At 41.7% G+C, this 22,225-nt stretch carries 19 protein-coding genes; 9 read left to right on the forward strand and 10 right to left on the reverse strand.

Features of this window, described 5'->3' with window-relative positions:
- The first annotated feature begins 52 nt into the window (after positions 1-52).
- Positions 53-1,138, forward strand: a complete 1,086-nt coding sequence (locus AB9K32_RS08875) for an aminotransferase class V-fold PLP-dependent enzyme (protein ID WP_369884970.1) — start codon at positions 53-55, stop codon at positions 1,136-1,138.
- Between the two features lie 149 nt (positions 1,139-1,287).
- Positions 1,288-1,584: an isoamylase early set domain-containing protein gene (locus tag AB9K32_RS08880; protein ID WP_224835381.1), complete on the forward strand. Its 297-nt coding sequence runs from the start codon at positions 1,288-1,290 to the stop codon at positions 1,582-1,584.
- Positions 1,585-1,739: 155 nt separating this feature from the next.
- Here AB9K32_RS08880 and AB9K32_RS08885 read toward each other — a convergent pair whose 3' ends face one another.
- From AB9K32_RS08885 to AB9K32_RS08920, 8 genes are all read right to left on the reverse strand, one after another.
- Positions 1,740-2,162: a Dabb family protein gene (locus AB9K32_RS08885; protein WP_369884971.1), complete on the reverse strand. Its 423-nt coding sequence runs from the start codon at positions 2,160-2,162 to the stop codon at positions 1,740-1,742.
- A gap of 265 nt (positions 2,163-2,427) precedes the next feature.
- Positions 2,428-3,063, reverse strand: a complete 636-nt coding sequence (locus AB9K32_RS08890; protein ID WP_338193316.1) for a chloramphenicol acetyltransferase — start codon at positions 3,061-3,063, stop codon at positions 2,428-2,430.
- Between the two features lie 11 nt (positions 3,064-3,074).
- Entirely contained in the window at positions 3,075-3,899 is an 825-nt protein-coding gene (locus AB9K32_RS08895; protein WP_224835378.1) for a thymidylate synthase, read from the reverse strand.
- Between the two features lie 201 nt (positions 3,900-4,100).
- Positions 4,101-4,313, reverse strand: coding sequence for a four helix bundle protein (locus AB9K32_RS08900; protein WP_338198091.1), 213 nt, complete (start codon positions 4,311-4,313; stop codon positions 4,101-4,103).
- Positions 4,314-5,774 (reverse strand): NupC/NupG family nucleoside CNT transporter, encoded by a 1,461-nt coding sequence (locus AB9K32_RS08905; protein WP_224835377.1) that lies wholly within the window; start codon positions 5,772-5,774, stop codon positions 4,314-4,316. It lies immediately after the preceding gene.
- 7 nt (positions 5,775-5,781) lie between these two features.
- The gene (locus AB9K32_RS08910; RefSeq protein WP_369884972.1) at positions 5,782-6,411 is read right to left on the reverse strand and encodes a bifunctional nuclease domain-containing protein; all 630 of its coding nucleotides are present in this window, start codon (positions 6,409-6,411) and stop codon (positions 5,782-5,784) included.
- Positions 6,412-6,500: 89 nt separating this feature from the next.
- Positions 6,501-7,469 (reverse strand): electron transfer flavoprotein subunit alpha/FixB family protein, encoded by a 969-nt coding sequence (locus tag AB9K32_RS08915; RefSeq protein ID WP_369884973.1) that lies wholly within the window; start codon positions 7,467-7,469, stop codon positions 6,501-6,503.
- Between the two features lie 13 nt (positions 7,470-7,482).
- On the reverse strand, positions 7,483-8,229 hold the full coding sequence (locus AB9K32_RS08920) for an electron transfer flavoprotein subunit beta/FixA family protein (protein WP_293296548.1): 747 nt from the start codon (positions 8,227-8,229) through the stop codon (positions 7,483-7,485).
- Positions 8,230-8,396: 167 nt separating this feature from the next.
- On the opposite strand from AB9K32_RS08920, the gene AB9K32_RS08925 reads away from it, so the two are divergent.
- The 4 genes from AB9K32_RS08925 to AB9K32_RS08940 all read left to right on the forward strand — a co-directional run bounded on the left by AB9K32_RS08925 (position 8,397) and on the right by AB9K32_RS08940 (position 15,153).
- Positions 8,397-9,377 (forward strand): pyruvate dehydrogenase complex E1 component subunit beta, encoded by a 981-nt coding sequence (locus AB9K32_RS08925; protein ID WP_224835373.1) that lies wholly within the window; start codon positions 8,397-8,399, stop codon positions 9,375-9,377.
- Between the two features lie 157 nt (positions 9,378-9,534).
- The gene (locus AB9K32_RS08930) at positions 9,535-12,030 is read left to right on the forward strand and encodes a DUF5686 family protein (RefSeq protein ID WP_369884974.1); all 2,496 of its coding nucleotides are present in this window, start codon (positions 9,535-9,537) and stop codon (positions 12,028-12,030) included.
- 76 nt (positions 12,031-12,106) lie between these two features.
- Positions 12,107-12,634: an inorganic diphosphatase gene (locus tag AB9K32_RS08935; protein WP_224835371.1), complete on the forward strand. Its 528-nt coding sequence runs from the start codon at positions 12,107-12,109 to the stop codon at positions 12,632-12,634.
- Between the two features lie 116 nt (positions 12,635-12,750).
- Positions 12,751-15,153 carry a sodium-translocating pyrophosphatase gene (locus AB9K32_RS08940; protein ID WP_224835370.1) on the forward strand — a complete coding sequence of 801 codons (2,403 nt, stop codon included), beginning with the start codon at positions 12,751-12,753 and terminating at the stop codon, positions 15,151-15,153.
- A 182-nt stretch (positions 15,154-15,335) separates the two neighbouring features.
- Here AB9K32_RS08940 and AB9K32_RS08945 read toward each other — a convergent pair whose 3' ends face one another.
- Together AB9K32_RS08945 and AB9K32_RS08950 are read right to left on the reverse strand one after the other, a co-directional pair.
- Positions 15,336-16,055: an energy transducer TonB gene (locus AB9K32_RS08945; RefSeq protein WP_369884975.1), complete on the reverse strand. Its 720-nt coding sequence runs from the start codon at positions 16,053-16,055 to the stop codon at positions 15,336-15,338.
- 231 nt (positions 16,056-16,286) lie between these two features.
- On the reverse strand, positions 16,287-16,904 hold the full coding sequence (locus AB9K32_RS08950; protein ID WP_224835368.1) for a deoxynucleoside kinase: 618 nt from the start codon (positions 16,902-16,904) through the stop codon (positions 16,287-16,289).
- A 189-nt stretch (positions 16,905-17,093) separates the two neighbouring features.
- Between AB9K32_RS08950 and AB9K32_RS08955 the strand changes: the two genes are divergently transcribed.
- The 3 genes from AB9K32_RS08955 to metK all read left to right on the forward strand — a co-directional run bounded on the left by AB9K32_RS08955 (position 17,094) and on the right by metK (position 22,156).
- Positions 17,094-17,996 (forward strand): GLPGLI family protein, encoded by a 903-nt coding sequence (locus AB9K32_RS08955; RefSeq protein WP_369884976.1) that lies wholly within the window; start codon positions 17,094-17,096, stop codon positions 17,994-17,996.
- A gap of 16 nt (positions 17,997-18,012) precedes the next feature.
- Positions 18,013-20,691: a carboxypeptidase-like regulatory domain-containing protein gene (locus AB9K32_RS08960; protein WP_369884977.1), complete on the forward strand. Its 2,679-nt coding sequence runs from the start codon at positions 18,013-18,015 to the stop codon at positions 20,689-20,691.
- Between the two features lie 211 nt (positions 20,692-20,902).
- The gene (gene metK / locus AB9K32_RS08965) at positions 20,903-22,156 is read left to right on the forward strand and encodes a methionine adenosyltransferase (protein ID WP_224835365.1); all 1,254 of its coding nucleotides are present in this window, start codon (positions 20,903-20,905) and stop codon (positions 22,154-22,156) included.
- Positions 22,157-22,225: the final 69 nt, after the last annotated feature.

The following is a 22,225-nucleotide window of genomic DNA, read 5'->3' on the forward strand; positions in this document are numbered from 1 at the left end:
AATGGCTATCTTTATGGACAAAGATAATTGAATTGTTTCCAAAAATCCCGACATGCAAAAGCTAAGAAAAAAATTTCCAGTACTCAACCAGTGCATATATGCAAATACCGCAGCGACCGGTTTATTGAATGAGGATTTAATGGAATGGCGACAAGGACACGACCTTGATTACTTGATCGGGGGCAGTGAGATGAAAATGAACGGGTTTCTGCATATGCCTGAAATCAAGAGAACTGTGGGCAAATTTTTTAGTTGCCGGCCAGAAAACGTGGCCTTGGTACCCAATTTTAGTTTAGGGATCAATCTTTTGTTGGAAGGACTCCCCAAGAACAAAAGCATATTGCTTGTTAACAATGATTACCCTAGTCTTAATTGGCCTTTCGAGACGCGAAATTTTAAGAGAACGTATGTGGATGCCGATGAAAATTTGGAAGAAAATATCCGTGGGCAGCTTAGAAAAGGGGGATTCGATGTATTGGCATTGAGTTTGGTGCAATGGCTCAATGGACTCCAAATAAATATGGAATTTTTAAAAGACCTAAAAAAAGAATTTCCCGACCTTGTTATTATTGCAGATGGTACGCAGTACTGTGGAACACAACCCTTCGATTTTGAAGCTTCGGGTATCGATATTTTGGGGGCAAGCGCTTACAAATGGCTTTTGGCCGGGTATGGCAATGGCTTCTTTTTGGTCAAGGATACGGTAAAAGATCATTTCGAACTAAACGGTATCGGAAACGGGTCGGTGGATAACGATGCATCCAAACGAAATAATATCGGGTTTTGTAAGCATTTGGAACCGGGTCATCTGGATTCCCTCAACTTTGGAAGCTTGGAATTTGCGATCAAGTTTCTGGATGAAATAGGTTTGGACAATATTCAGTCTCAGGTTAAAAAGTTGTCCCACCGGGCCCTCACAGTTTTTAACGAATTGAATTTGTTGGAAGATAAGATCGTAAATCGGGAGCAACACAGTACCATTTTCAATATTAGGGGCGGAGACGAACTCTTCCATAAGCTTACCAAGGAAAATATTGTGGCATCGCCCAGGGGAGGTGGTATTCGACTGAGCTTCCATTTTTACAATACCGTGGAAGAGGTGGATAAGATTGCCGCACTATTAAAACAATGGACGTAAGAATGTTTAATGATAAAAATCTACAGACATATTTATCAAAAGTAATCCTATTGTTAGGTAGATTTTATCAATTTGATAAATCGGTTCTAACTTATTGTAAATAAGCAGTTTTATGTATTGTTTTGTGCTTTAAATTAAACAACATTACCATGGCAATTAAAAAACAATACCTTAAGAGCAAGCCAGTTTGCAAAGTTACTTTTACAGTTCCTGCGGACGAGGCAAAAACAGTTGCTGTAGTTGGGGACTTTAACAAATGGAACCCTAAAAAAAGTACTTTAAAAAAATTGAAGAACGGCACTTTTAAAGGAACGTTCGATCTACCTGTCGAAAACAGCTACGAGTTTAGATATTTAATAGACGGAAATTACACCAACGATGCCGAAGCTGATCGTTTTCAATGGAACGATTATGCAGGTGCCGAGAATGCGGTATTGGAGATTTAATCAAAAAACTGTTTGCCATCAGTAGTGTTGAAATTACTGATGGCGATTTTCTAAATTGCTACCTATCTTTTTCATGAACCTGCAATAGGGCTCCATAAACTTTTGGTATAATTTGATGGGGTGCGGAAAGGGGTTCAGCTGAATGAGCCCAAAAATTACTTGGCCCAATAGTCCACTACCAAAACATCTGCAATATGCGGGCCGGCAATGTCTCCAAACGCCACGTGGTCGGGGTGGGTAAGGTAAGCGTCACGGTCGTCTTCGTTGTCAAATGTCAGTAAAAAACAGTGGGTTAGGTCTTTGTTCAAGCTCTCCGGGCTGTTGTTCATTCCCCATTCATAACCTTTTATTACATCTATTTTGGATGGCAGGGCATTAAAGGCCTCCTCCACTAGGTTGATGTCCTCTGTGCTCGAAGACTCCTTAAATTTGAACAAAACTACATGGCGTAACTTAGGGGCTTCGGTCTCGGTATTTTCTTCCACGGTCTTGTTCTGCTTTTCCGTTTTTTCCTTTCTGGGTTCTTCACCGCAGCTGGCAAATAGCAGTGCGGTAAAAAGAGTGATGATGGGTTTCATGAAATATCGTTTTTTTGATGAATTGACTCAAATGTACGATTTTACAAAGATTAATATTGTTTCTGCTTCCACTACATTTTTTTGTCATCCTTAAACTCGATACATGTACTCATGAGTTCAATTGCCCATTTTGATGGGAGTGGGGCAGGTTAGCAAAAACCTGGATGGATTTAAGTCTAGGGAATACTTTGTGGATTAAACGAACCATATTTTGGCATTGGCCATTGTGTTGTGATACAGAAATATTTGGAAAAACAGATCTTGATTACTCGTTCAAAAGCTCTTGGAATTTTTCTAGGAATTGGCCAATATGGTAGCCGTCCACCAAAGCATGGTGTACATGAATGGAAACAGGCATAGTTTTAACGTCATTTACCTCTGTTACCTTTCCAAATGATATTTTGGGGCAACTATCCGGATGGGAATAACTCCGAGCGTGGGATAGGCTGGTAAAATCTACCCATGGAATAGCTGAAAAGTGGATAACGTTCTCATGCAGGGCGGGTATTAGAGTGGTGGAATTCTTTACTTTTTCTATTACCTCCAAAGCCTCTTTTTGGAATATATGTTCATCTTCAAAATACTCCATATAGGAGAATCCAAAAGTGCCATTGGGGCGGTTAATGGTGGGGGAGGCAAATATCTTTTCGTACAAATAGACATTATGGTCTATGATCCTGTACCGCAAGTTTTCTATCTGGTTTGCTGCTTTTAGCGCACGATACAGATAGTAAAGAAAAAAAGAGGAATTTTTTGATTTGGCCGTTGTGTACGCATGGGTGCAATCTACTTTGGCCGTTATACCGTAAAAGGGCTCCTCAAATTTTGAAAAAAACCGAAAATGTTCCCTTCTGTCCCAATTTTCAATATCAACCTGTATTTTGTCCTCATTTTGCCGCATTGCAACCTATTTTATACCGCGACCACTCCCTTAATATGTGGGTGTGGATCGTAATTGGATAACTCAAAATCCTCGAAACTAAAAGAGAAAATATCTTTTACTTCAGGGTTTAGCTTCATGGTCGGCAAGGGGCGTGGATCTCGTGTCAATTGCAATTCCACTTGCTCCATGTGGTTGTTATAAATATGGGCATCGCCAAAAGTGTGGATAAATTCACCCGGTTGGTAGCCACAAACTTGTGCCATCATTAAAGTGAAAAGGGCATAGGAAGCGATATTGAACGGTACTCCCAAAAATATATCCGCGCTTCTTTGGTACAATTGGCAAGATAGTTTGCCATCTGCCACATAAAATTGGAAGAAGGCATGGCAGGGTGGAAGAGCTGCCTTTCCGTTGGCTACATTTTCCGAAAAAGAGACCGATGTGTCTGGTAAAACGCTGGGATTCCATGCGGAAACCAACATTCTACGGCTGTTGGGGTTATTTTTTAAGGATTCCACTACTTCTTTGATCTGATCGATTTCCTCGTTGTTCCAATTGCGCCATTGGTGTCCATAAACAGGGCCCAGATCTCCATTTTCGTCAGCCCACTCGTTCCATATACGCACACCGTTGTCTTGCAGATATTGGATATTGGTGTCGCCGTTTAAAAACCACAGTAATTCGTGGACTATGGATTTTAAGTGTAACTTTTTGGTCGTTACCATAGGGAATCCTTCAGCGAGGTCAAATCGCATTTGATATCCAAAAACGCTCAAGGTACCTGTTCCTGTCCGGTCGCCTTTTTGGTTTCCGTTTTCCAATACATGTTTAAGAAGGTCGTGGTATTGTTTCATGCTGTTGTTTCGTTAACAAATGTCGCTTCGAGCAGGGGGAATGAGGGTAAATCCAAAACATTTCGACTACGCTCGATACGACAAAAAATCAATCTATCGAAATTAATTCAATAAGTGTGTTTTGGGAACTAAAATTAGCAAGACTTATGAAAACTTTATTAACTATAAGGGGTGAAAGATAAAGGATGTTTGGTTGAAGGGTTAATGGTTTGCCCGGTTGTATTTTATCAAGGATGCAATTCCCTGTTGTAGTTTTTGAATGTTTTTAATGATGAGCTTTGCTGAATTTGAAGAAATAAAATTTAAATCTTCGCATAGAATAATATGTGATTCCAGTTCGTAAGCAGAGCCTAAACTGACTTGTAGAAAGCGAACAAAATCTTTCTGTGAATATTTTGCACATCCTTCAGCAATTTACCCTAAAATCATCCCAGCAATGGTGGCGGATAACAAGGAAGCTAGTGAACCTCCCAAAACAGCCTTCATGCCAAATGAGGAGAGTACCTTGCGTTGGCCCGGTGCCAAAGACCCGATACCTCCAATTTGAATACCGATGGAGGCAAAATTGGCGAAACCACAGAGCATGTATGTAGCCATGATCACCGATTTATTATAGGTAAAATGAACCCCGCTGGCTACATTTTTAAGGTCTGCCAATTGAATATAGCCGACAAACTCGCTTGCGGCCAATTTTATCCCTAGCAATTGTCCCATGAGCATTATGTCCTCATTGGCGACACCAATTAACCACATGAGCGGGGCAAAAATGGTTCCAAGGATAGCTTCGAGGGAGAAATTTTCGTAGGGAGAGTTCGTAGATATCCAATGGTTCAGGGTGGTCAAGTCACCGATCCATCCCAAAATACCATTGATCATGGCAATAAAGGCAACAAAAACCAATAACATGGCACCAACGTTCAAGGCCAATTTTAATCCTTCTGTGGTTCCGTTGGCAATGGCATCCAAAAAATTGGCCCCTATTTTTTTTGCCGATACCTTAACATCGGTGTTGACTTCCTCTGTTTGTGGGTACAATATTTTTGAAATAACAATTGCTCCCGGGGCGGCCATAACCGATGCCGCCAATAGGTGTTTTGCAAAAACCAAACGGAGTTCGGGATCATCGCCTCCCAAAAAGCCGATGTATGCTGCCAATACAGCACCAGCTACCGTCGCCATACCACCGATCATAACCAACAGGATTTCTGACTTGTTCATTTTTTCCAAATAGGCTTTGATCAACAAAGGAGCTTCTGTTTGGCCCAAAAAAATGTTGCCGGCCACAGAAAGGCTCTCCGCTCCGGATATGCCAAGAGATTTGGAAAGCAACCATGCCATCCACTTAACAACAACCTGGATAACCCCTAAATAGTATAGCACCGATGTGAGTGCCGAAAAGAAAATAATGGTCGGCAATACTTGGAATGCAAAGATGTACCCGAAAGTATCCATATCCACAACAAGACCTTCAAATAAAAATTGGCTACCTGCCCTTGTAAAATCTAAAATGCTCACAAAAACACCGCCCACTTTTTCAAAAATATATTGTACAAAAGGTACTTTAAGCACACCGATGGCGATCAGTACTTGTAGTGAAAGTCCAATGCCCACGGTTTTCCAATTGATAGCTTTTCTGTTCGAACTGAACAAAAAAGATATTAAGATCAGTACTGCCATGCCCAAGGCTCCACGTAGTAGGGTGGAAAGTGAAAAACCCTGGTTAGGGATTATGTCAGAAGCTTGTTCTTGAGCGATATTTTCCGTAATGGTTGATCCAATCGCAATATTTAGTGAATCTGCGGGGATGGAACTTTGGCCGAAAGCGACCGAACAAACGAGTAAAAGTATGAGTAAACTTTGGGTCCTTTTCGCCATGTAAGTTTTATTTGCGCTTGGAAATTTCATCCCTTAATTTGGCCGCTTTCTCGTAGTCTTCACTGGCCACTGCTTTTTCCAATTCTTGATGAAGTTCTTGGAGGGACATTTCTCGGTATCCGTGGGTGTCGGAGCCCGATTCGATTTCGACAGCTTCACCTTCTTGGAGTATTTCATCTACCATAATACTGTCATTCTCATCTTCGTCCTTTTCCTTGGATGAAAATTTCAGGAAAATGCCTGCCTTGTCCAATATGGTTTTGTAGGTAAATATCGGAGCATTGAACCTAAGTGCCAATGCAATGGCATCGCTGGTTCGAGCATCTATAATTTCCTCTTCTTCATCCCTTTTGCAAATTAGGCTGGAATAAAAAACACCATCTACCAATTTATGTATGATCACTTGTTTTACCACGATCTTAAATCTGTCGGCAAAGTTCTTAAACAGATCGTGTGTCAAGGGGCGCGGCGGTTTTATTTCTTTTTCCAATGCAATGGCAATGGACTGCGCTTCAAAAGCACCTATAACGATGGGAAGTTTTCTGTCTCCATCCTCTTCATTCAAAATAAGGGCGTATGCGCCATTTTGTGTTTGGCTATAGGAAATCCCCTTTATTTTTAATCGTACTAAACTCATATATCTCCTCCTAAAGCAAAAGGGCCGTTCAAATAAGTGGCAATGCCAGTTATCTGAACAGCCCCTTGCAATGGGCAAATTAACAAAATTTAAGCGTTTTGGGCTTTAAATTCTTTTAATTTTTCTATCAGCTGGGGCACTACCTCGAAGGCATCGCCCACGACTCCGTAATCCGCAGCCTTAAAGAATGGTGCTTCAGGGTCATTATTGATTACCACTTTTACTTTGGAAGCGTTGATTCCTGCCAAATGTTGTATGGCCCCGGAAATACCGATCGCGATGTAGAGATTGCTTGCAACTGGCTTTCCTGTTTGGCCTACGTGCTCGCTGTGCGGGCGCCATCCCATATCCGAAACCGGCTTTGAGCATGCTGTTGCCGCGCCCAAAACATCCGCTAGTTCTTCTACCATGCCCCAGTTTTCTGGTCCTTTTAGGCCACGTCCACCGGAAACTACGATATCGGCATCGGCAATTGTTGCTTTGCCGACCACTCTGTCCACTTCCACAGATTTTACATTAAAGCTCCCATCTCCCAAATTGGCGGAGAATTTTTCCACCGAGGCCGGAACGTTGTTTTCCACAATTCCGAAGGCATTGCTGGATACGCCAATAATTTTTGTTTCTGCCGAAATCTCGGTCATGGCAAATCCTTTATTACTGAATGCCGTTCGTTTTACTACAAAAGGTGATGTGCTCTCAGGAGCGGCTACGACATTGGGAACGTACCCTGCACTAAGTTTAGCGGTAAGAATCGGTGCTAAAAATTTAGTATCTGCACTGGAGCTCAATATAATTACCTTGGCATCTTCTGCTTTGGCCGCTTGTGCCAAAACTTCTGCGTATGCCTTGGCATTAAATGTGGACAGGCTTTCATCGGAAATTTTTAAAACTTTGGAAACTCCATAATTGCCCAAAGATGCATCTTCTTCGGCATTAAAGGATACAGCAGTAACTGTTGTGCCTAGATCTTGGGCCACTTTATGTGCGTAAGAGGCCACTTCAAAGGCATTTTTTTTGAATTTTCCCTTTAGGGATTCTGTATATACTAGTACTGACATAATTTTTTCTTGTTTAGATAACTTTTGCTTCGTTGTGCAGTAGCTCGACCAATTCGCCGATATTTTCGGCATCTACCAATTTTACAGGTCCCTTGGCTGCTGGTTTTTCAAACTTTTGATCTTGTGTGTGCTGTGCGGCATCAATAGGTTCTACTACGTTCAAAGTTTTTTTACGGGCCATCATAATACCTCTCATATTGGGAATGCGAAGGTCGCTTTCCTCTACCAAACCTTTTTGTCCTGCGATGACCAACGGAAGACTGGTGCTTATTTTTTCTTTACCACCATCGATTTCGCGAACTGCTGTGGCATTGTTTCCGTCAATTTCTAGGCCTATACACGTGTTAACGAAGTTCATGTCCAATAGTGTGGCGAGGATACCAGGTACCATACCACCGTTGTAGTCGATAGATTCTCTACCGGCAATAACAAGGTCGTACGAACCATTTTTAACCACTTCGGCCAACTGTTGGGCCACAAAAAAGCCGTCTGTTGGTTCTGCATTTATTCTAATCGCCTCATCGGCGCCAATGGCCAAGGCCTTACGAATGGTAGGCTCGGTTTGAGCTCCACCTACATTCACCACATGTACGGTGGCACCTTGTTTCTCCTTGAACCACATGGCTCGGGTCAATCCAAACTCATCATTAGGATTAATAACAAATTGAACCCCGTTTGTGTCAAACTTGGTATCGCCTTCCGTAAAATTGATTTTGGAAGTGGTATCCGGCACGTTGCTTATGCAAACTAAAATCTTCATATATACTTTAGGTTTATGTGTTCAAATATAATTATAAAATTGGAAATTTATTATGCATGCATAATAAATTTTGTTCTTTTTTTGGATTTTGGTCAAGCAAATTTCGGGTAGTTTTTCCTATTTTTGCTTGCGTTTTTAAGCAGACTATAAATATTTAGTACGATTTAATGAAAACATTACAGTTTAGGGAGGCAGTAGCCGAGGCTATGTCCGAAGAAATGCGAAGAGATGATACCATTTACCTAATGGGCGAGGAGGTAGCCGAATATAATGGGGCTTACAAGGCTTCCAAGGGCATGTTGGACGAGTTTGGGCCGGAGCGTGTGATCGATACACCGATTTCCGAGTTGGGATTTGCCGGTATCGGCGTGGGTTCCGCTATGAACGGAAACAGACCTATCATTGAATTTATGACGTTCAATTTCTCATTGGTGGGAATTGATCAAATTATAAACAATGCTGCCAAGATTCGTCAGATGTCAGGTGGTCAGTTTAATTGCCCTATCGTATTTAGAGGGCCTACAGCCTCTGCAGGACAGTTGGCCGCGACACACTCCCAGGCTTTCGAAAGCTGGTACGCCAACACTCCTGGGCTAAAAGTTGTTGTTCCTTCGAATCCGGCGGATGCCAAGGGACTGTTGAAATCTGCCATTCGAGATGACGACCCTGTGATTTTTATGGAATCGGAACAAATGTATGGGGATAAAGGCGAAGTCCCAGAAGGTGAGTATACCATTCCTTTGGGGGTTGCCGACATTAAAAGGGAAGGTACCGATGTAACCATTGTTTCCTTTGGAAAAATTATAAAAGAAGCCTACAAAGCCGCCGATGAATTGGAAAAAGAAGGTATTTCTTGTGAGATAATCGATTTGAGAACCGTGCGTCCCATGGACCACGAGACCATCTTGACCTCTGTTAAGAAAACCAATAGAATGGTAATTTTGGAAGAGGCATGGCCATTCGGGAACGTAGCAACCGAGATTATCTATCACGTTCAGGACAAGGCATTCGATTATTTGGACGCCCCGATCGTAAAATTGAACACAGCTGACACCCCTGCGCCATACTCACCAGTGCTTTTGGCAGAATGGTTGCCAAATCACGAAGATGTGATAAAGGCTGTTAAGAAAGTGTTATACAAGCTTTAGAGTTAAAATTGTAAAGTATATTAGCCCCGTCAACATTGTTGATGGGGTTATTTTTTAGGGAACATTTTTTGATTAGAAATTACTTTAAACCAAATTTGACCTTATTAATTATTGGAATCGCTCGTAATTGGTTTCCATATGGCCCTTATATCTACCTATGAAAAGATACTTTTCCTATTTTTTACTTCTTTTTTGTTTTGGTGCATCCGCACAGTCCAAAATTGAAGGTGTGGTAACCGATGAAGAAGGGATGCCCATTGCCTTTGCAAACATAATTTTTGTGGATTCATCAGAAGGAACCATTACCAACGATAATGGTCGTTTTTATTTGGAATCCGATGAAACGCACGAGGCTATAAAAGTATCGTTTATTGGTTACGAGACCGTTGAGATTCCCTTGGGGCAAAAGGTGAGTTATGGTATGGAAATCATTTTAAGGGAATCGGCGGAGCAACTTCAGGAAGTGGTTATTTATACAGGGAAGCAATCCAAAAAAAATAATCCTGCCATTGATATTTTGCGAAAAATTTGGTCCAAAAAGCGCGAAAATGGCGTCCGTAAATTTGAACAATATCAATACGATAAATACGAAAAAATCGAGTTTGATCTTAATACCATCGATAGTGCTTTGATCAAAAGCAAACTTTTTAAAGGATTGGAATTTATGTTCGAGGATTTGGATACTTCTCGAATTACGGGCAAAACCTATTTGCCCATGTTCCTGAACGAAAGTTTTTCCAAGGTTTATGGAGATAATACGATGGAAAGGGAAAAGGAAGATGTACTTGGAAACAAAAATTCAGGATTTAGTGGGAACCAGGCTATTACAGCATTTGTGGAAGATCTTTATTCCGACTACGACATCTACGATAATTACCTTAAATTTTTCGATAAAAGCTTTACAAGTCCTTTATCCAAAACTGGGATAGATGTGTATAATTACGTGCTTTCGGACAGTACCTATATCGACAACAAATGGTGCTACAACATAATTTATTATCCAAGAAGAAAGAACGAGCTTACATTTAAAGGGGACTTTTGGGTAAACGACACCACCTTCGCCATAAAAAAGATTAATATGCAGGTCACCAAGAGTGCCAATATTAATTGGGTGAAGGAAATTTATATTGAGCAGGAGTTCGATGTGGTCAATGATTCTGTCTTTTTGTTGAAGCGTGACTATATGCTAAGTGATTTTAGTTTTTCCAAAAAAGAGGAATCCAGAGGTGTGTACGGAAAGCGTACCACCGTTTTTGATAATTACACGTTTAATAATCCTAGACCTGAGGAATTTTACAAAGCAGTTGCCGACCCTTACGATCCAAGGGTTTTCTCTCAGGACAGTATCTTTTGGAAAAACGCCCGTTTGGAAAGTTTGAACGAGGATGAATCGGGCATTTTTAAGTTACTGGATACTTTAAAGACCGTTCCAAAGTTTCGTACCTATTACGACATTGTAAGTATTTTAGGTTCTGGATATGTCGAAATAGATAAGTGGAACCTCGACATCGGAGATATATATTCCACATTTGGTTATAACGATGCGGAAGGAATCCGTTTGCGCGCAGGAGCCAGGACATATTTTGGTCAGAACGATCTATGGCGATTGGAGGGCTATATGGCCTATGGTTTTAATGATAAAAAGGTAAAACATGGATTCTCGGGTAAATTTTTGCTCGATCGTAAAAATAGATTGATCATATCGGGAGGAAATCGACGCGATATAGAACAATTGGGATTGAGCCTTACCAGTACCAACGATGTGATGGGAAGGAGCATTGCATCTTCTTCTTTGGTGACTGTTGGCTCCAACGATCGTTTGACCAATATTAACCTTTCAACGCTGAACGTGGAAATGGAACCGGTCAAAAATTTTAGGATAAATGTGGGAGGGTCGTTCCGTACCTTAAGCTCCGCATTGCCCGATGCCTTTAGTTTGGACTACGTGGATGCAGGTTCCCCTTCAGGTATTGCGTCGGAAATAAAACAGTTCGATCTGAACACCACACTGATCTATACTCCGGGCAAGCGCACCATTGGTTACGGCGTTGAACGCTCCAATATTAATGATGACTACAGCACATTTATATTGCAGTACACCAAAGGTGTGGATGGCTTTTTGGAAAGTGATTTTGATTATGAGAAAATTCAATTCTCCTATAGACAACCATGGCAATTGGGAGGATTTGGTAGGTTGACGAGTAGTGTGGAACTTGGAAAAACATTTGGAACGGTGCCATTAGGTTTGCTGAGTGTGGTTCCGGGCAACCAAACGTTGTTTTCTTTATACAATGTTTTTCCCAATCTGGATTTTTATGAGTTTGTTACGGATACCTATGCCACCGTACATTTGGAACACAATTTTAATGGTCGGATTTTTTCGCGGATTCCGTTGTTGCGAAAACTGAATCTAAGGGAGATTATTGGCGTTCGAGGAGCGTGGGGTCAGTTGTCCGAAGAAAATATAGCTCTGAGCGCCCCTACAAATATTCCGCTTATGGCCCCCGAAGATCAAATCTATTGGGAATACTCACTCGGTGTGGGCAACATTTTCAAAATATTGCGGATCGACTTTAATTTTCGTGGAAACTATCTCGAAAATCCAGATGCCAGAGCGTTTGGGATAACAGGAACCTTCGGATTTAATTTTTAATTAATACGAAACCGCCAATTTATGCACACTATTCCAGTTATACTGGTTATTTTTGCACAATAAATTTATTGCTGACATGTCTAAAAAACCACGTATTACCTTTGATGTACTGGTAGAAATTCCCAAAGGTAGCAGAAACAAGTACGAATACGACTTTACCTTGAACAAGATTCGGTTTGACCGAACCTTATTTTCTTCGATGATGTATCCCGGTGATTACGGATTTATTCCCGAAACCTTGGCCCTGGATGGAGACCCTTTGGATGTATTGGTGCTTTGTACCGAACCCACCTACCCCATGGTAGTGGTAGAAGTTAAGCCGGTAGGTGTGTTCCACATGACCGATGAAAAAGGTCCCGATGAAAAGATAATTTGTGTTCCGGTATCGGACCCTATTTGGAGCAAAAGAGATGATATCAGTGAATTGAACCCGCACAGATTAAAAGAAATCGAGCACTTTTTCCAGGTATATAAAGATTTGGAAGAGAAAAAAGTAGATACCGGGGGTTGGGGAGATGTAAACGAAGCGGTCAAAATCTATCATGAGTGCGTGCAGCGCTATGAAGAAAGTGATCATAAAAAGAGACGGGCCTATACTATATAGAATACATAACAAAAACTTTTAAAAAATGCGCTTTTAATAATTAAAGGCGCATTTTTTTTATTACTTCGTATTTCATTACATTAGCTTCCATTAAAAATCACTAAATAACTCAATCTATGGATTTAATCGTGAAATTTTTGCCCGTATTCGGTATTCTGGGCCTTTTGTACGTCTTTATTAAAAACGTATGGATCTCCAAACAAGAGGTGGGGGATGCCAAAATGGCAAGAATAGCCAAAAATATTGCCGATGGAGCAATGTCCTTCTTAAAAGCGGAATATAAAATATTGAGCATCTTCGTTATTGCAGTAGCTGTTTTGCTGTTCTTTAAAGGAAGTAATGAGACAGGCTCAAATGGAATGGTCGCAGTATCCTTTATAGTAGGGGCCATTTGTTCCGCCCTTGCTGGTTTTATCGGTATGAAGGTGGCTACAAAGGCAAATGTTAGAACTACCAATGCGGCAAGAACCTCGCTGGGCAAGGCCCTGGAAGTGGCATTTGCAGGAGGGGCCGTAATGGGGTTGGGTGTTGTAGGCCTCGGTGTTCTCGGTTTAAGTGGATTATTTATGATATACAGCGGTCAAGGCTGGGAAATAGGAGAAGTGCTCAATGTACTTTCCGGTTTCTCCTTGGGAGCATCTTCCATTGCACTTTTTGCCCGTGTTGGTGGAGGTATTTACACCAAAGCTGCCGATGTAGGAGCTGATTTGGTAGGTAAAGTAGAAGCGGGTATTCCCGAGGACCACCCATTGAACCCTGCCACCATTGCAGATAATGTAGGTGATAATGTAGGCGATGTTGCCGGGATGGGAGCCGATTTGTTTGAATCTTATGTGGGTTCCATAATAGGTACAATGGTATTAGGTGCGGTTTTTGCCGGTATCCCTGAGTTTCAAAATGCTTTTGATGGACTTGGAGCAGTGTATTTACCATTGGCGTTAGCAGCCGTGGGTATTATCATGTCTATAATCGGAACCTTTTTTGTAAGGGTCAAAGATGGTGGAAACCCACAAACAGCATTAAACGTTGGCGAGTTTGGTTCGGCAGGTTTGATGCTGATAGCCTCCTATTTCATTATTAATGCCATGCTGCCGGAATCTTGGGTAGAAGGAGGAAAAGAATACTCGGCCATGGGTGTTTTCTGGGCCACAATTGCTGGACTTGTGGCGGGATTGTTGGTTGGAAAAGTAACCGAATATTACACAGGAACGGGCACAAAGCCTGTAAACTCTATCGTGCGTCAGTCCGATACAGGTTCGGCCACAAATATTATAGCCGGGCTTGGAGTGGGAATGATGTCCACCGCAATACCGATTATCTTGATCGCGGCAGCGATTTTGGTTTCCCATTATTTTGCAGGACTGTACGGAATTGCCATTGCAGCGGTCGGTATGTTGGCCAATACGGGTATTCAACTAGCTGTAGATGCTTATGGACCAATCTCCGATAATGCCGGAGGTATTGCGGAAATGGCAGAACTGCCGAGCGAGGTGCGAGAAAGAACAGATAAATTAGATGCTGTTGGGAACACTACGGCTGCCATTGGTAAAGGTTTTGCCATTGCCTCTGCGGCTTTGACAGCTTTGGCACTTTTTGCCGCCTTTATGAAAACTGCGGGAGTAGAATCAATAGACGTTTCTCAACCCGATATTATGGCAGGTTTGTTGATCGGAGGCATGCTTCCGTTTGTATTCTCCGCACTCTCCATGAATGCCGTAGGTAGAGCGGCAATGTCCATGATAGAAGAAGTGCGCCGACAGTTTAAGGATATTCCGGAATTGAAAGCAGCATTGGAGATTATGCGCAAGCACGATGCGGATTTATCAAAAGCAAGCAAGGAAGATATGGAAATTTTTGAAGCAGCGGACGGGAAAGCCGAATATGAAAAATGTGTGGCCATATCCACACAAGCTTCCATTAAAGAAATGGTGTTCCCAGGATTGTTGGCGATAGCCGTACCCGTTGCCATCGGATTTATTGGTGGCGCGGAAATGTTGGGAGGTTTATTGGCCGGTGTAACCACGGCCGGTGTACTTATGGCAATTTTCCAATCCAATGCCGGAGGTGCATGGGACAACGCCAAGAAGACCATCGAGAGCGAAGGTCGTAAAGGTAGTGATGCCCATAAGGCAGCGGTGGTCGGAGATACGGTAGGGGACCCGTTCAAGGATACCTCTGGACCGTCATTGAACATTTTGTTAAAGTTAATGTCGGTAGTGGCATTGGTAATTGCGCCAAGTCTGGTAAGTCTTGCCCCTGCAGATGAGGTGAGTATGTTGAAAGAAGACGGCACAACAATTACCATTACCGAAGAGGGAATAAAAGAAACCAAAGAGGTGGAAAAACAAATTCGTATAGAGGTGAGCAACACAGAAGACGGTACTTTTAAGGCCGTTGTCACCTCCACATCTTCTGTAAATGGTGAAGAAACTGTAGAAACCAAAGAATTTATGGCAGCGACCAAAGAAGAATTGGAAAGAAAGATACAAGCCTATAAGAGTGCCGAGGCAAAGGATTAGCTCTTGCTTTAAGTAAAGCTGAAAAACCACGCCCCATGGCGTGGTTTTTTTATTTTTTATGGGATAAAGAAATCTCGATCAGTTTTTCAGTCCTCATTTTAAAAATGATACTTCCAACCATTTGTCATTTTAGATCCGTTGATAGGGAGCCTTGGAGATCTCATGGATATAAATAAATGTTTCTATTTGTTCAACTTAAAGGTAATCGGAATGGAATAAGGAACTTTTACCGGTGTCCCTCTTTGTTTTCCAGGTGTCAAGGCGGGTAATTTAGATATAATTCTGGCAGCCTCTTTCTCCAAACTCTCATGTGGCCCCCTGAGCCTAATGTCTCCAATGCTTCCATCCTTTTGAACGGTGAATACAACGCTAACCCGACCTTCGAGACCTAATTCTTGTGCAATTTCAGGGTACCGGAAGTTTTTTCGGATATGCTTTAACATCTGTTCTTGAAAGCATAGCCTTTTTTCCGCTTCATCCTTTTCGTTTTCACAACCGGGGAATATCGGGGCATTCTCAATAAGGATAAAAGGAATTTCGTCCGGGATGTCGTCTTCGGCAACTTCAATGCTTTCAACTTCTGCTATTTTGGTATCCTGATCTATATCGTTCGATTCTATAAAGGTTTCCTCTACCTTTTCATCATCCTCGGCAACCACAATTTTTGGAGGAGTCTGTATTTTTGGTTGAGGTGGGTCCGGTAGTTTTATTTTAAGGATGGTCGCATCCTCGTCCAGACTTTCCTGAACTGTGAGTTGACCAATTTCCCAAGCATTGTTTTTGTGGTACGTTTTCCATTCCAAGGCCAAATAGGTCATAAAGAGTATCAAGGTCATTCCTACAAAAAAGTAGAGCATGCTGTTTCGCTTTACCTCCATTTGAGGGTTCTTTTTCGGTTCCATAATTTTCAAGTTTTAAACCTTTTAAAAAGGTGTAGTTAATAGCTATGGGACAATCCCGAGCTTAAACTACTTTAAACTTGGGTCGATATAAACCAACAATGAGCAAGAAGGGCATTTGGTTGAGGGAAATGACCTTATAAGGTGAGAATTAATTAATTGAATATGTGGCATGGGGGAAACTTAGTTAAATGCTTGGTCGTTAAGAATCCCCAAAACCAAATAAAATGAATGCTACTCGAACAACCCGTGGATTTCGCCATCTATACGATTGATAACTTCGCCCAAGTCTTCGGGATTGTCCACAAAATCCAAATGGTCCACATCAAAAATGAGCAATTTGCCCTTTTTGTAGGTGTTCACCCAGGCCTCATAGCGTTCATTCAATCGACTTAGATAATCAATCGAAATTGAGTTTTCGTAATCGCGCCCACGTTTATGGATTTGGTTCACCAAATTGGGGATGGAGCTTCGCAAATAGATCATAAGGTCCGGTGGCTGTACCAATGTTTCCATGAGTTCGAATAAACCTTTATAGTTTTCAAAATCACGATTGGTCATAAGGCCCATGGCGTGCAAGTTAGGGGCAAAAATATGGGCATCTTCATAAATGGTCCTATCCTGTATTACATTTTTGCCGCTCTCCCTAATTTTAAGGATTTGGCGATATCGACTGTTAAGGAAATATATCTGCAAATTAAAGCTCCAACGCTCCATCTGATTGTAAAAATCATCGAGGTAGGGATTGTCCACCACATCTTCAAAATGAGCTTCCCATTTATAATGTTTGGATAAAAGATTGGTCAGGGTGGTTTTCCCTGCGCCTATATTCCCAGCTACAGCAATATGCATATGTCAGTGTTTATTGATGATGTACTTTGTGCCACTTGGAGCGCAATATACAAAGTTAATAGGCGTCTTTGAAAATTTTTGGATGTACGCACTTTTTCTTAAATAAATACTAAACTATGGTTTTTGGTTAGCGTTGGTTAAACCTTTCTTCGAAATTGGAGTCAAATTCACAATTTTGAACCTAATCGCATGAAAAAATCGTTGTTATTTTCTTTTATTCTGACCCTGGCCATATATTATGGACACTCCCAGAATTTTATCGGCACAGCAATTTATCAAAGTAAAACTTCCATTCAAGGTGATTTTGGTCCACCGGACATGCCAGAGGCCCGCAAGCAAGAAATTTTGGAACGGATGAAGAAAGCCATGGAGAAATCTTACGAGTTGACTTTTGATCGTTCTACCTCCATTTATATAGAAGAAGAAAAACTGGAAACCCCATCCGTTGATCAAGGTAGAGGTGGCCCGCGATTTGGTATGTTCTCGACGACCGGCGGCACATACTATAAGAATATTCAAGGGCAGGTCTATACTAACTCGGTAGAGACATTTGGTAAAAAGTTTTTGATAAAGGACAGTTTGCCTCAACTAAATTGGCAGCTCACTTCGGAAACCAAAAAAATAGGCAATTATACATGTTACAAAGCCACAGCGGTAAAAACGATAGATACAACATCCATGGAAAATCTTAGGAACATGATGCGGCCGCCACGAAGGGATAATGGGGATAAAGCAGGAGAACAAGAGCAAAAGGATTCGGTTCAAGGGAATTCATTGTTGGCCCGTATTGAATCTCCCAAGGAACAAATTATTACCGCATGGTTTACACCGGATATACCCGTGGGTCAAGGCCCAGGCCCCTACTGGGGGCTACCGGGATTGATCTTGGAGGTGAATGATGGACGTACGGCCATACTGTGTTCCAAGATAGTCCTCAGCCCCGACAAGGAAATTGAAATAGTCCAACCTAAAAGGGGCAAAGAGGTGACCCAGGCCGAATACAACAAAATTTTGGTAGAGAAGATGAAGGAAATGTCGGAAAGGTTTCGGAATAACGGACGAAGGGGCGGAGGTCCCGGAGGCAGACCATAATTTTATTGGATAGTCGATGAATAAAATTTTTCAGGCACTTGTGTTACTTTTTGTAACATCTGCCATGGCGCAAAAGGTAACGGTAACGGGAATCGTGTCAGATTCTCTTAAAAATCCTTTGGATGTTGCAAATGTAGTTGCGATAAATCAAGAAAACCAGGCATTGGATGCTTTTGGCATAACCAATGATAAAGGGGAGTACAAACTAAACCTAAAAACAAATGCCAGCTATATTTTAAAAGTAAGCTACCTTGGTTTTAAACCTGCCGAGATTCCATTGCAAACAAAGGAATCGGATAAGGTCCTGGATGTGGTGTTGCACGAACAGGCGGAAAGTTTGGATGAGGTGGAGGTTGTTTATGAGATCCCTATCTCCATCCAGGGCGATACCATAGTATATAATACGGATTCCTTTGTATCCGGAACGGAACGAAAACTGGCCGATGTACTGGAAAAGTTACCTGGGATAGAGGTCAGTGACGAGGGAGAGATACAGGTAGAGGGCAAGACCGTGACCAAAGTTATGGTCGAAGGCGAAGAATTTTTCGATGGTGACTCTAAATTGGCATCGAAGAATATTCCTGCCAATGCGCTGAGTAAAATTGAAGTGCTGCGCAATTATTCAGAAGTTTCCCAACTGGGTGGAGTTACCAATAATCAAGATAACGTTGCACTTAATATAAAATTAAAGGAAGGCAAAAAGAAATTTTGGTTTGGTGAAGTTACAGGAGGTTTTGGCTTGGATGAAAGATATATTGCCCATCCAAAGCTATTTTATTATTCACCGGACTTTAGTGTCAATATCCTTACCGACCTTAATAATATTGGCGAAGTGGCCTTCTCTTCTCGCGATTATTGGAATTTTACGGGAGGGTTTCGCAGTGCCACCCGAGGAACCGTAGGAACATCATTTAGTACAAGCTCCAGTAGCCAAGGAATCAGTACTGCCCAGAACAATAGGGCAAAATCGTTGGAAACCAAGTTCGGAGCTATAAATTTTAGCTATAAACCATCCGAATCATGGAGGTTGAGCGGTTATGGAATATACTCCTACAACAACACCCTGATGCAGACCACCGCGACCAATACGTACATCTCCAGTGGCGAAACGGAGCTTACGGATACCAATACCGATCAAGCATCAAAATTGGGACTCCTGCAATTTAAATCGTCTTACAGTCCGAACGAAAGGCTGCAATGGGACTACCAGGTCCAAACAAGGTTATCGGAAGAGGAACAATACACCAATACTTTGTCCGTTTCCGATGTAACGGACGAAATTGGGCAGAACAATGCACAAAAACCGACCACGGTTACACAGAACACCAATCTATATTACACCTTAAACCCAGAACATATATTCGCTTTTGAAGGGCAATATGAGTATTCCGATGAAGACCCGTTTTATAACGCTATACGATCAGAACAGCCTTTTGGAGGATTGATTCCCTTGGATTCCGATCAATCCAATTATAACATTAACCAAAAACAGTATACCCAAACCAATAGGTTGGATGCAAAACTCGATTATTTTTGGGTAACAGGGGCAAAGAGCAACATCAATTTAACCTTGGGGGCCACACTATCCAGTCAGAGGTTCAACTCTTCTATTTTTCAGGTGTTGGATGAAGGCAGTGAGATTACTTTTAATGATGATGAACTCAATAACAATGTGCAATTCAACTTTTCCGATATGTATCTAGGGTTTCATTATAAATGGATCATGGGCAAGTTTACGTTCAATCCAGGTTTCCATGTACACAATTATGTGGCGGCCAATACCCAGTTGGGTTCAAAAGTGAAGAACGAACTTACCAATATAGTGCCCGACCTGTTCATTAATTTTCAGATTAAACAATCCGAGAGCATTAGGTTCAACTACAATATTACCCGGAATTTTACGGATATCAACAATTTGGCCGCTGGCTACATATTTAATAATTACAACTCGGTGTATCAAGGTAACCGTGATCTGGAAAGTGCGCTGTACCATAATCTATCGCTCAATTTTTTCAGTTTTAGTATGTTCAACCTTCAAAATATATTTGCCAGGTTCAACTATAGTAAGCGTATCGATGCCTTTAAGGTCAATACAAGTATCGAGGGGATCAATCAGGTGCGTACCACCATCAATTCCAATTTAGACGATGAAACCTTCAGTGGTTCAGGTAGTTTTCAGAGGACATTTGGCCGAATTAAGGTAAAGACCAACGCTTCCCTTTCACTTTCAAATACATTCAATATAGTGAATAATGCCCCTCAAAATTCAAAATCCCTAACTCAGAGCTATTCAGCCTCTGTTGGCAGCAGCTTTACCAATGCACCCAATTTAGAGCTTGGTATCGGATATACCATAAACGATTACGATAACGGAAATACGAGTACTACCTATTATACCAACAGACCGTTTGTTAAGTTCGATGCGACCTTCTTGAAGAACTTTCTCTTTTTGGTGGATTACGACCATTACATATATACGGACAAAGAAGGTACCATAGACAATAGATATGGCTTTCTCGATGCAAGTCTATCCTATCAAAAATCCGATAGTAAATGGGAATATAGTATTGAGGCCACCAATCTTACCAACAATGCTTCTTTGGACCAAAACTCTTATGATGACCTGTATTTTAGAACATCGAACTATATGGTCCAGCCACGTTATGTTGTTCTAAAGGTGAAGTATGAATTATGATTTGTTTTTGTGTTCAAAATTTTGATGGTTTTGGGTTTCACCGTACTTTTGCCCTTTAAAACGAGGAAAGATTTGACTGATTGCAACCTCTTGTCCCAAACTATCAGGGATGAAAAATGCTAAAGCAGTTTACTGGACGTGTGTTCAGTGGTCTCTACCGAGAAAAAACTCCTTTGGTTATTCAATTGAATCTTTCCGTTAAAGGAAAACAATGTCATATTTATTTACGTCCGAATCCGTAAGCGAAGGACACCCGGATAAGATAGCCGATCAAATAAGTGATGCCCTATTGGATAATTTTCTTGCCTTTGATCCCGAGAGCAAAGTGGCTTGCGAAACTATGGTCACTACAGGTCAAGTGGTTTTGGCCGGCGAGGTAAAAAGCCATACTTATGTGGATCTGCAAAGTATAGCCAGGGAGGTTATCAATAACATTGGTTATACGAAAGGCGAGTACAAGTTCAGTGGGGATTCCTGTGGGGTAATCTCATTGATCCACGAACAATCCCAAGATATAAACCAAGGAGTGGACCGGGGCACTAAAGAAGAACAAGGCGCCGGTGATCAAGGAATGATGTTTGGGTACGCCACGACCGAGACCGACAATTACATGCCATTGGCTTTGGATATATCCCATAAGATTTTGGAAGTGTTGGCCGATTTAAGAAGGGAGGGGACACAGGTCTCTTACCTAAGGCCCGATGCCAAGGCCCAGGTGACCATTGAATATTCTGATGATAATGTGCCCCAGCGTATAGATACTATTGTGGTTTCCACCCAACATGATGAGTTTGACACGGACGAAGCCATGTTGGCCAAAATCAAAGAAGATGTAATCAAAATATTGATTCCCGCAGTTAAAAAACTGTTGCCGGAAAACATACAAAAACTTTTTACGGACAGTATCAAATACCATATAAATCCGACCGGAAAATTCGTGATCGGTGGTCCTCACGGGGATGCAGGGCTAACTGGAAGGAAAATTATTGTGGATACTTATGGCGGAAAAGGTGCCCATGGCGGAGGTGCCTTTAGTGGAAAAGACCCTAGCAAGGTGGATCGCAGTGCAGCCTATGCTGCACGGCACATGGCAAAAAACCTTGTTGCCGCTGGGGTGGCGAACGAAATTTTGGTACAGGTAAGTTATGCCATAGGAGTAGTGGAACCAACGTCTATTTTTGTGGAAACCTACGGAACATCGAACGTTGCTTTAAATGATGGTGAGATTGCCCAAAAAGCATCCCAACTTTTCGATATGCGCCCCTTTGCCATAGAAGAACGTCTAAAACTCCGTAATCCAATTTATTTGGAAACAGCGGCCTACGGTCACATGGGTAAAGAGCCCACGACCATGACCAAGGTTTTTGAGTCTCCATATAATGGAAGAATAGAAAAAGAGGTAGAACTCTTTACTTGGGAAAAATTGGATATGGTGGACAAGGTGAAAAAAACCTTTGGTTTGTAAGCCAAACCACTTTATAAAATTAAGGAAGGAGACTATCCAAGAAGTATTGAAACGCGTCATTCTGAATTC

It is taken from the genome of Allomuricauda sp. XS_ASV26, from assembly GCF_041224615.1.
GTDB classification, from domain to species: domain Bacteria; phylum Bacteroidota; class Bacteroidia; order Flavobacteriales; family Flavobacteriaceae; genus Flagellimonas; species Flagellimonas alginolytica.